General features: G+C 45.2%; 8 protein-coding genes. All 8 read right to left on the bottom strand.

All coding sequences use genetic code 11. The annotated features are described in order from the left end of the window. Window positions 1-87 precede the first annotated feature (87 nt). Entirely contained in the window at window positions 88-2,955 is a 2,868-nt protein-coding gene (locus JC525_RS10095; protein ID WP_198815720.1) for a TonB-dependent receptor, read from the bottom strand. Window positions 2,956-3,464: 509 nt separating this feature from the next. Then, window positions 3,465-3,725: a hypothetical protein gene (locus JC525_RS10090; RefSeq protein WP_198815719.1), complete on the bottom strand. Its 261-nt coding sequence runs from the start codon at window positions 3,723-3,725 to the stop codon at window positions 3,465-3,467. Then, window positions 3,716-4,375, bottom strand: a complete 660-nt coding sequence (locus JC525_RS10085; RefSeq protein WP_198815718.1) for a sialate O-acetylesterase — start codon at window positions 4,373-4,375, stop codon at window positions 3,716-3,718. The genes JC525_RS10090 and JC525_RS10085 overlap by 10 nt, the downstream gene beginning before the upstream one ends. 164 nt (window positions 4,376-4,539) lie before the next feature. Continuing rightward, window positions 4,540-5,412, bottom strand: coding sequence for a succinate--CoA ligase subunit alpha (sucD, locus tag JC525_RS10080; RefSeq protein ID WP_198815717.1), 873 nt, complete (start codon window positions 5,410-5,412; stop codon window positions 4,540-4,542). Further along, on the bottom strand, window positions 5,412-6,578 hold the full coding sequence (gene sucC, locus JC525_RS10075; RefSeq protein ID WP_012518365.1) for an ADP-forming succinate--CoA ligase subunit beta: 1,167 nt from the start codon (window positions 6,576-6,578) through the stop codon (window positions 5,412-5,414). Before sucC ends, sucD begins: the two co-directional genes overlap by 1 nt. A gap of 152 nt (window positions 6,579-6,730) precedes the next feature. Then, window positions 6,731-8,242 (bottom strand): 2-oxoglutarate dehydrogenase complex dihydrolipoyllysine-residue succinyltransferase, encoded by a 1,512-nt coding sequence (gene odhB, locus JC525_RS10070; protein WP_198815716.1) that lies wholly within the window; start codon window positions 8,240-8,242, stop codon window positions 6,731-6,733. Window positions 8,243-8,251: 9 nt separating this feature from the next. Beyond that, window positions 8,252-11,071: a 2-oxoglutarate dehydrogenase E1 component gene (gene sucA, locus JC525_RS10065; RefSeq protein WP_198815715.1), complete on the bottom strand. Its 2,820-nt coding sequence runs from the start codon at window positions 11,069-11,071 to the stop codon at window positions 8,252-8,254. Window positions 11,072-11,245: 174 nt separating this feature from the next. Further along, window positions 11,246-11,956 carry a succinate dehydrogenase iron-sulfur subunit gene (locus JC525_RS10060; RefSeq protein ID WP_012518362.1) on the bottom strand — a complete coding sequence of 237 codons (711 nt, stop codon included), beginning with the start codon at window positions 11,954-11,956 and terminating at the stop codon, window positions 11,246-11,248. Between the last annotated feature and the right edge of the window lie 10 nt (window positions 11,957-11,966).

Raw genomic sequence — 11,966 nt, 5'->3', positions numbered from 1 at the left:
GGCTTTGAAATTTCATAATATTGACTAGCGTCTCATTTACAACATTCTTTATGTGCCGCTTGTTTACAACAAGCGGCGGATAGCTATTTAGAACGTGTAGTTGAAACCAAGAAGGAAGTTACGTCCGTAGCTTTGGTACTCAGTAATTTGACGACTGTCACCTGGGTTAACACGAACAGTAGGCTCGTCAGTCAGGTTTTGACCTTGAAGCGTAACACGAAGCCCTTCAAGATACTCAATTCCAGACTCACTGAAATCATAGCCAATCTGTGCATCTATCTGTTTAACACCGTTATCTTCGATAGGTGCTAGAGAAAGGCTGATAGCACGAGTTTCTGTAGCAAACGCATCACGTTTAGTTCCAGATACACGAATTTCAAAACCATTGCTTTCATAGAAAGCGGTTAGTGAGTAAGTCTCTTCAGATAAACCTGGTACCGCTTCACCATTTTCTAACTCACCATCAAGGAACGTTGCACTTGCAAACACGCCAAACCCTTCTAGTGAATCGTGGAACATGTCAAACGGTAGACTACCTTGAAGCTCCCAGCCACGTACAAACCCTTCAAGTCCATCTTCGCGGAAGCTCACAATTCCGTTAAATGTACCTGGTGGTACGATATCGTTTTCATCAAGTACACCATCGTTATTGATGTCAGTTTCACCAGACGTTTCGTGGAAACCTTCAATGTAAGACTCACTAAAATCGCCAACAGTTTGTCCAGCTACGTGCCAGTTAGTCAGGTCTTTATAGAAGAAACTAGCGGCAAAGTAACCTGAGTCTGCGAAGTAATTTTCGTAAGCAATATCAAACTGATTCGCTTCAAGCGGTCTTAGGCGCGCATTACCCGCACTCGCTGACCAAGGGCCATTAGCAACATTTGTTGAAATGATTTGCTGGTCGTTAAAGGTAAAGCTTACTGTGTTATTAGGGCGCATGTCATCCATACGAGGACGGCTAATCACTTTACCTAAAGCGGTACGAATAAACTGGTTCTCAGCGATTTCGAAGCTCAGGTTCAATGTTGGCAATACGTCAGTGTAAGAGTCGCCATCCGATACTGGAGTAACGGCAGTAAATCCTGTTGGACCGGTAGTCGTGTTAAAACCAGTACCTGCTTGGTCAACATTAACAACCTGTAGCCCAAGATTACCGAATACCAGTACATCACCTATTTCAGTTTCAATGTCTAATTTTGCATATGCGGTTAGGATATCTTCTGAGATAGTGTAAGAGTCACCAAAGCGACCATTTTCAAATAGTTCTGCTTCTGTCTCGATGTAGTAGCCGCTTCTGTACAAACCAAGGCCATCGTAAGCTACGACACCGTCAATTCCGATGTGGCTCAGGTCTGCTGTACCGATTGGGTTTGGTACCAGTTCTTGACTTGGCCATGCTGGCGACGTCAGATAAGCACCATTGTTATCTTTAGTTTTTTCACGTTCTTGGTAGTTAACACCTGCAGTCAACTTAGTGAAGACGCCCCACTCAACAAAACCTTCTAGGTCAAGGCGAACAGCATCAAGTGTCTCTTCAAAAATCGGCTCGTTGACGAAACCGTCCTGCGCTGTATTTGGTCCAAAGCCTTCTACGCCTTGGAAGCGTTCTACAGGGCCTAGCGAGCCCCCCCACGCCTGCGGACCAGCAAGGAAGATAGCATTCGGGTCTGCCAGATCAACACTATCAAGAGTAGGATGATCGCTGTAAACCGCACCTGTAGATGTCATAGTCCATGCACGTGGCGTAAGCGGACGACCGTCGATACCGGCTCGGCCCACACCTGAGTAACTCTCGATGTCAGTGATAGTTTTATCCACTTCACCCATTGATACGTCTAACGTTGCTGTCCAATTATCGTTGATAGTATATTCAACATTGAGGCCGAAAGTAGTCAGTTCAGCTTGTTGTTGACGAGAATCGTTACGAATTACAGATAAGAAACCATCGTAGTAGCCAGACGTTACAAGACCGTCTTCAACACCTGTAATAGTGTAAGCACCGGTTCCCCACTCTGCACCACCTTCTTCAACACCACGACGGGCGTCATTTTCTTCGTAATCGATGTAAAGCGCATCAAACTGAACTTTCAGATTATCAGTAGGCGCGTATTCAATTACACCGGCAACTGATGTACGCTCTAGCATTGCTGAACGTGTGAATGAGTCGTGACCACCAAGAATCACTGTTCCTTCAGGTACTTCAACCCCTTCGGCAGCGTTCGCTGGGTTAGCATTTGCATATCCCCATCCACGGAAGTACTGCTCTTGACGTGGTGATTCCATATCGGCAATAACTAACGCCACACCAAGCTTGTCGTCAGCGAATTGATCTACGTAGTTAAAAGACAGGCGATGACCTTCATTATCAAAATCAGGGTTACCCGCTTCCTCTTGGTTTGCCTCATACGTGCCGTTGATTGTTACCGTTTTTTGCGCACTAAGTGGGCTAACGGTTTGAATATCAACAGTACCACCGATACCCTGGGTCATTAGGCCAGCTTCAGGAGTTTTATAAACTAAGATGTTTGAAACAATTTCCGTAGGGTAAAGGTCAAACTCGACACCACGGTTATCGCCCATACCTAATAGCTCGCGACCGTTTAGCGTAGTACCCACATAGTTTTCGTTGAAACCACGAACAGAAATACCGCTAGTACGACCGTTACGGCGTTCACCAGCTAAACCTGGAAGACGGGCGATTGACTCAGCAATACTTGTGTCTGGAAGCTTGCCGATGTCTTCAGCAGATAACGCTTCAACAATTGATGTGTTATCCATTTTAATTGCCTGAGCACGTTGAAGGCTGCCGCGAATACCGCTTACTTGAATAACTTCAAGTTCAGCTTCATCAACAGCATCGGTGTTTGCTTCTTGCGCAAGTGCCGGCGCACTACCAAACGCCATTCCGCCAGAAATAAGTGCAGCTTTAATTAGGTTGGGTTTAAATTGTTTCATAAAACGGGTGTCCCATACGGTTATAGTTGTTGTCTTTTTGTTATTCTTATGACAAGAAAATGACAATACATCATGTGGGCTAATCCTATAGAGGACACACGTCTTGCACAATTGCCTGCATACGTATTCAATAAAATTTATGCAACACAGTATTAACAAGTAGAGAGCGAAAAGTTATGTATGATTACTACATAAAACCAATAAAATCGTGAATATGTAAAATTTTTATGAAATATAATTTCACATCACACTCAGACTGAGTTGTTAGCTTTTCCGGGGAAGTAGGTTCGAAAAATAAATCATTGTTACGTTTGTGCGAATACGAAATCATTACCATGTAAACGCATTAGCAAGAATTTGTGATGGCAGTGTTAGGGGCTATTTTCAATAAACTAATGGCACACACTAAGCTATTAAAGAAAACTTCGTGAGGGAAATAGGTTTTCGAAAAACAAATATTTACGAAGTGTGAAGCCCCATATAATTAGCGAAATTCGGATGTCGAATAATTACAAACGTTTAAAAGTCCTGCAGGTCTGTGCAATCTGTTTATACGAGAGAGCAAAGTCTTTCCCCATTTGTATAAAACTCTTACTCGTATAGTGCCAAGGATCATCACCGTAGGTATAGGAATCAGAATTGGACATATAGGTAGCGCAGTTGTCTGACTCGACAAATAATTGCTGAGCAAGGTGCACTCGTTCAATATAAGGCATAATATCTTCTTCCCCCATTTCGGAATCGGTGATTTTGCCTATAACTACAGGCAACCATCTACCCTAAGTGCAGCACGGAACAAGTTCATCAACGAAGTTAAATTATCAAAATAGGCATTAGCCGACGCTTCACTTGCGTGGGCATCGGCTTCACCTTGCATCCAAATAATACCCATCGGTTTTAACGTGTCTGACTTGCCATCGCCATTGATATCACTAACCGCATAGGCGTTGTTAATTGTCTCTAGTGCAAAATCGTACTGATTGAAGCCGTTACCCTTAGTAAAATTCGGGTACCAGTTACTGTAACCTGTATTAAGTGCAAGGCCAGTTCCACCAACCGCATATTTTATAATGGCAATTTTTCTATTTGGATATTGCTGCTGTATTGTTTTGGCGAAGGTTAACTCTGCTCCAAATCTCTCTGAAAGCGTATTGCTTCTGCCATCCGATTTAAAACCTGTTCCGTGACCGGGTTTAAGTTTGCCCCACTTCCCCACACCGCCGTTATCTTGATTATCAAAAACGCCGTTACCATGAAAAATCATAACGTCTTGTTCTTTTACTAGGTCGTTTGGAAGTTCTGAAACGTATCCATAGCCATCCATATTAGATTGCCCTGCCATAAAAAAAGTCAGATATTCATCAGCCATAGCTGAATGTGACAATATGGAAGCGAAACAGGCCAACGCAGTTTTTTTCATAAGAAATATCTTCGTGTTATTCGATTGTTCAAAAGAGAGTACTTATATACGTAATCTTAACAAGGTGAATACGTTTGTAAGCAATTTAAAACGGTGTACGTTTTAACACAGATAGAAAAAAGCCCGCTTAAAGCGGGCTCTCAATCGTATTAATAAGCGTTAGCTTACCAACCTGTAGTTTCGCGAAGCGCCTTGCCGATTTCGGCAAGTGAACGTACAGTTTTAACGCCTGCGTCTTCTAGTGCTTTGAATTTCTCATCAGCAGTACCTTTACCGCCTGCGATGATTGCACCAGCGTGACCCATACGCTTGCCCGGAGGAGCAGTAACACCAGCAATGTAAGAAACAACTGGCTTAGTTACGTTCTCTTTGATGAACGCAGCTGCTTCTTCTTCTGCAGTACCGCCGATCTCACCGATCATTACGATAGCTTCGGTTTGTGGGTCATCTTGGAACATCTGAAGGATGTCGATGAAGTTTGAACCAGGAATTGGGTCGCCACCGATACCAACACAGGTAGACTGGCCGAAACCTTCGTCAGTAGTTTGTTTAACCGCTTCGTACGTAAGTGTACCAGAGCGAGAAACAATACCAACTTTACCAGGCTTGTGGATGTGACCAGGCATAATACCAATCTTACACTCTCCAGGAGTGATAACACCTGGGCAGTTTGGACCAATCATACGTACGCCTTTTGCGTTTACGTATTCTTTTACGTAAAGCATATCTAGCGTTGGAATACCTTCAGTGATACATACGATAAGCTCAATGCCCGCGTCTGCAGCTTCAACGATTGAATCTTTACAGAAAGGCGCTGGTACGTAGATAACTGTTGCAGTTGCACCAGTTGCTTTTACTGCTTCACGTACAGTATTGAATACTGGAAGACCTAGGTGCTCAGTACCGCCTTTGCCTGGTGTTACACCACCAACCATTTGCGTACCGTAAGCAATTGCTTGCTCAGAGTGGAATGTACCCTGACCGCCAGTGAAACCCTGACAAATTACTTTAGTATCTTTATTAATTAATACAGACATTATTTGCCCTCCGCTGCAGCAACAACTTTCTGCGCTGCATCAGTTAGCGATTCAGCAGCAATGATATCTAGACCAGAGTTCGCTAGAACTTCACGGCCAAGCTCTGCATTGGTGCCTTCAAGACGTACAACAACAGGTACTTCTACGCCAACTTCTTTAACCGCACCGATAATACCTTCTGCAATCATGTCACAGCGTACGATACCACCGAAGATGTTAACCAATACCGCTTTAACATTGTCATCAGAAAGAATGATTTTGAATGCTTCAGCTACACGCTCTTTAGTCGCGCCGCCACCAACATCTAGGAAGTTAGCCGGCTTACCGCCGTGCAGGTTTACGATGTCCATGGTACCCATTGCTAGGCCTGCACCGTTAACCATACAACCTACGTTACCGTCTAGCGCTACGTAGTTAAGTTCCCACTGAGCTGCGTGAGCTTCACGCGCATCTTCCTGTGAAGGATCTTGCATATCTTTCAGCTTAGGCTGACGATATAGTGCGTTACCATCGATGCCCACTTTTGCATCTAAGCAGTGTAGGTTACCGTCAGTTTTGATAACTAGCGGGTTAATTTCGATAAGGGCAACGTCAAGCTCTTCAAACATCTTAGCTAGGCCAAGGAAGATTTGAGTGAATTGCTTAATTTGAACGCCAGAAAGACCTAAAGCAAACGCCATTTCGCGTGCTTGATAAGGCTGAGGGCCTACGATAGGGTCAATCTCAGCTTTAAGGATTTTCTCTGGAGTTTCTTCTGCAACAGTTTCAATCTCAACGCCACCTTCAGTAGATGCCATGAATACAACGCGACGGGTTGTACGGTCAACTACTGCACCAAGGTAAAGCTCGTTTGCGATATCTGTGCAAGATTCAACTAGGATTTTGCTCACAGGCTGACCATTTTCGTCAGTCTGGAAAGTCACCAAATTTTTGCCTAGCCAGTTTTCAGCGAAAGCGCGAATGTCGTCTTTGTTTTTAACTAGCTTTACACCGCCAGCTTTACCGCGACCGCCCGCGTGTACCTGACACTTAACTACCCACTCTTCACCGCCGATGCGGTCAGCCGCTTCTACAGCACCTTGAGCAGTGTCTGCTGCGTATCCTTCAGAAACAGGCAAGCCGTATTCTTTGAATAGCTGCTTACCTTGGTATTCATGCAAATTCATGGTGTTTCTATCCGATTTTTAGTAAGACAAAAGCCGCAAATGCGACTTGATTAGTTTGACTGATATTATAGGGAAAATATCAGCGTTGTGTTAGGCGCAAAGCTAGCATACACAGGCTAGGCACCTAACCACAATTCCGCGAGACGAAAGTCTTATACGTCTAGAAGTAGACGTGTTGGATCTTCAAGCATCTCTTTAACGGTTACCAAGAAACCTACTGATTCTTTACCATCGATAATACGGTGGTCATAAGAAAGCGCTAGGTACATCATTGGTAGAATTTCTACTTTACCATTAACAGCCATTGGGCGATCTTGGATTTTGTGCATACCAAGAATTGCGCTCTGTGGCGGGTTAATGATTGGTGTAGACATTAGTGAACCAAACACACCACCGTTGGTAATAGTGAAGTTACCACCTTGTAGTTCAGCCAATGACAGCTTACCGTCACGACCTTTAAGTGCTAGTTCTTTAATTCCTTTTTCAACACCTGCCATGCCTAGTGTGTCAGTATCTTTAAGTACTGGAGTCACAAGGCCACGTGGTGTAGAAACAGCAATCGATACGTCGAAGTAGTTGTGATAAACGATGTCATCACCGTCGATAGACGCATTAACTTCAGGGAAACGCTTAAGCGCTTCAGTTACCGCTTTCACATAGAAAGACATGAAACCAAGGCGAATACCGTGACGCTTTTCGAAGCTGTCTTGATACTGCTTGCGAAGGTCCATGATTGGCTTCATGTTCACTTCGTTAAACGTAGTAAGCATTGCTGTAGAGTTTTTCGCTTCAAGAAGACGATTAGCAATCGTCTTACGAAGACGCGTCATAGGAACGCGCTTCTCTGTGCGGTTGCCCGTTGGCAGATCAGCTGATAGAGATTCAGAAGGAGCAGGCGCTGCCTTCGCTGAACTATCACCACCTTTAAGGTGCTTCTCTACATCTTCTTTGGTGATGCGGCCATTTTTGCCTGTGCCTTTCACTTTTGCCGCGTCTACGCCTTTCTCAGCTAGTAGACGACGTACAGATGGGCTAAGCGCATCGCTGCTGTCGTCGCTGTCATCGCTCTCTTCTGAAGCCGCTGGAGCAGACGCGCCGCTCGCAGCACCTTCTACAAATTTTGCAATTACTTCTTCAGCAGTAACCGTTGCGCCTTCTTCAGCAATGATTTCGCTTAATGAACCGTCAGCTGGAGCAACAACTTCAAGTACTACTTTGTCAGTTTCAATATCAACCAAGTTTTGGTCGCGAGAAACGGCTTCACCTACCGCTACGTGCCACGTTGCAATTGTCGCGTCCGCCACTGACTCTGGAAGTACTGGAACTTTAACGTTAGAGGTTTTGCCAGAAGCCGCAGGCGCTGCATCTGATTTAGAATCTTCTTCTTTTTTGCTTTCTGTTTTCGCTTCAGACGATGCAGTTGCACCACCCTTTTCTAGTTTAGCAATAACTTGCTCGCCTAAAACAGTTGCACCCTCTTCGTTTAGGATCTCACCAATTGTACCGTCCGCTGGCGCCACAACTTCTAAAACTACTTTATCAGTTTCAATATCAACCAGGTTCTGGTCTCGTTTAACTGCGTCACCGGCCTTTACGTGCCAGGTTGCAATGGTGGCATCGGCAACTGACTCAGGTAGAACCGGAACTTTTATCTCAATTGTCATTACTGTTCCTTATTTAATTGTGAGTGCGTTTTCAACCAGGGCTTTTTGTTGCTGGTTGTGAACGGATACATAACCTACTGCAGGTGACGAGGATGCATCACGGCCTGCATATGTTAATTTCGCACCATCTGGAATTGCTTGCCAGAAGTGGTGTTGGCTACAGTACCAAGCGCCTTGATTTTGAGGCTCTTCTTGACACCAAACCCAATCTTTTACGTGGCTGTATTGTGCCACAACTTTAGCGCATTCTTCTTGTGGGAATGGATAAAGTTGCTCCAAGCGAATGATTGCAACGTCTGTTTGTTCATTTTTACGGCGCTGGTCTAGTAAATCGTAGTAAACCTTGCCAGAACACATAACAACGCGCTTAACGCCTTTCGGGTCAATATCATCAATTTCTCCGATTACGTTGTGGAATTTTCCTTCCGCAAGTTCTTCTAATGAAGATACTGCTAGAGGATGACGCAACAGTGACTTAGGTGACATTACGATGAGTGGCTTACGCATTGGGCGCACCACTTGACGACGAAGCATGTTGTAAACCTGCGCCGGTGTAGACGGCACACACACTTGCCAGTTGTGATCGGCACACATTTGTAGGAAACGCTCAAGACGCGCAGAGCTATGCTCAGGACCTTGTCCTTCGTAACCATGCGGAAGCAATACTGTTAGACCGCACAGACGCCCCCACTTCGCTTCACCTGAGCTTAAAAACTGGTCGAATACTACCTGTGCACCGTTAGCGAAGTCACCAAACTGTGCTTCCCAAATGGTCAAACACGTAGGCTCAGCCGTTGCATAACCGTATTCGAAGGCCATTACAGCTTCTTCTGAAAGTACAGAATCGTAGATTTCGATTTTACCCTGGCCTTCACGGATATGCTGCAGCGGCATATAAGTTGAAGCATCTTTTTGGTTATGAAGCACAGCATGACGATGGAAGAATGTACCACGACCAGAATCCTGACCCGTAATGCGGATATCTTCACCGGCGTCAACGATAGTGGCATAAGCTAAGTTCTCAGCCATCCCCCAATCTAACTTCTTCTCGCCAGCAACCATCGCCTTACGGTCTTGGTACAGCTTATTTACACGAGACTGAAGTTTGTGATCTTCAGGAATAGTAGTGATTGACTCACCTAGCTCTTTAAGCTTCTCAACTGAAAGTGCGCCATCGTAAGGCGTATCCCAGTCGTGACCAAGGTACGGAGACCAGTCTACGCTGTGCTCGGTCATTGGACGCCATTCCTCTACCACACAGGCGCCGTGGTCGAGTGCTTCACGATACTCTTCAAGATAGCGATCTGCATCACGCTGCTCAATCACACCTTCAGCAATTAGCTGGTCGGCATAAATGACGCGCGGAACTGGATGTTTTTTAATTTTTTGGTACATCAACGGCTGCGTCGCGTTAGGCTCATCCGCTTCGTTGTGACCGTGACGACGGTAACAAACTAGGTCAATTACTACGTCTTTCTTAAACTTGTTGCGGTATTCAAGCGCTAGCTGTGTAACAAAGGCAACCGCTTCTGGATCGTCCGAGTTCACGTGGAAAATAGGCGCCTGTACCATTTTTGCTATGTCAGTACAGTATTGGGTCGAACGGGTATCTTCCGTTTTCGACGTGGTGAAACCAACCTGGTTGTTTACCACGATGCGCACAGTACCACCCACAGCAAAGCCGCGAGTTTGTGACATATTAAAGGTTTCTTGAACTACACCCTGACCAGCAATAGCAGAGTCACCGTGGATAGTTATTGGCAACACTGTGTTAGTGTCGTTATTACGACGTGCTAAACGAGCGCGTACCGACCCCATAACTACCGGGTTAACAATTTCAAGGTGAGACGGGTTAAACGCTAACGCTAAGTGAACATTGCCACCTGGCGTTGCAAAGTCTGAAGAGAAACCAGCGTGGTATTTCACATCACCCGCACCTAGCGAGTCGTCGTGTTTACCAGAGAATTCGTCAAACAATACTGACGGGTTTTTACCCAGTACGTTCACCAAAACGTTCAATCGACCACGGTGAGCCATGCCGATAACCACTTCTTTGGTTCCCGCAGTGCCCGCTTTTGTGATCAAGCCTTTAAGCATAGGAATTAGCGCATCGCCGCCTTCTAGAGAGAAACGCTTCGCACCTGGGAATTTAGAACCCAAGTATTTTTCCATGCCGTCGGCCGCAGTAAGGCCTTTAAGAATACCTAACTTCTCATCACGAGAAATTTCAGGTTTGGCCTGTACAGATTCTATCTTTTGCTGTAACCAACGCTTCTGTTCAGTGTCGGTAATGTGCATGTACTCTGCACCGATAGACCCGCAATAAGTTCTGTTAAGAGATTTAAACAGTTCTCCAAGTGGCATTGACTCTTTGCCGATAGCATAAGAACCCACGTTGAAAACCGAATCGAAATCTTGCTCAGATAGGCTGTGGTGAGAAAGTTCTAAGTCGCGCACACGCTCTTGTTGCCAAAGACCTAATGGATCTAAGTTTGCGTGTTGGTGACCGCGGAAGCGGAACGCGTTAATTAACTGAAGGACTTTAACTTGCCTGTCGTCTGAGACAGCAGCAGAAGGAGAAGACGGACTAGACATGCGGGCGGTTGGCCCTAACGCAGCAAGTTGCCTAAATTGATTCTTAATAGTTGTATGATTGGTTTCTAACTCTACGCCATCGACTTTGGGGAGGTTATCGAAGATTTGTCGCCAATTTTCAGAGACACTTTGCGGGTCTTCTAAATAGGTTTCATACAACTCTTCAACATAGGCAGCGTTGGCACCTGCCATGTGCGAGGAATCCCACCACGCTTTCATCACGCTTTCTTGCATTTAATTTGCCTTGCTACGTTTTATAAAATCTAGTTAACAATCAAGATGTATTATAAGGTTATTCTCAGCATAACCAAGTGTTATAACGGAGAATATATAAAAAAATAGCCATCCTAAGTGGATGGCTATTTAGCTTATCGCATCTATAACTTAAAAAGTTATCAGACTATAGTACTAAACAGCCCGTTGTAAAAGCATAGACTTAATTTGGCCTATCGCTTTTGTCGGGTTCAAGCCCTTAGGACATACACTTACACAGTTCATGATACCGTGGCAGCGGAATACGCTGAATGCATCATCAAGGTCGTTAAGACGCTCTTCAGTTGCAGTATCACGGCTATCGATTAGGAAGCGGTAAGCGTGAAGTAAGCCAGCAGGGCCGATGAACTTGTCAGGGTTCCACCAGAATGATGGGCAAGACGTTGAACAACAAGCACATAAAATACACTCGTAAAGACCGTCGAGCTTTGCACGCTCCTCTGGCGACTGCAAGTGCTCACGCGCTGGCGGCTGCTTGCTGTCGTTAATCAAGAACGGCTTGATCTTTTCGTACTGCGTGTAGAACTGCGTCATGTCAACAACAAGGTCGCGCACTACTGGCAGACCTGGAAGTGGACGAACAACTATTTTGCCTTTGCCCAGTGCAGAGAGCGGGGTAATACATGCCAGGCCATTTTTGCCGTTCATGTTCACGCCGTCTGAACCACATACACCTTCACGGCAAGAACGACGGAAAGAAAGCGTCGGATCCTGCTCTTTAAGTGCAAGTAGCGCGTCTAGCACCATCATGTCTTGACCTTCCTCTACTTCTAGAGTGTAGTCTTGCATGCGAGGCTTCGCATCTACTTCTGGGTTGTAACGATAAATCGAAAAAGTTAATTGCATGATCGTTGCC

The sequence above is a fragment of the Alteromonas sp. IB21 genome (assembly GCF_016405965.1).
Classification (GTDB): domain Bacteria; phylum Pseudomonadota; class Gammaproteobacteria; order Enterobacterales; family Alteromonadaceae; genus Alteromonas.
The sequence above is the reverse complement of the archived record's forward strand: the minus strand, read 5'-3'. Positions and strand labels throughout refer to the sequence as shown.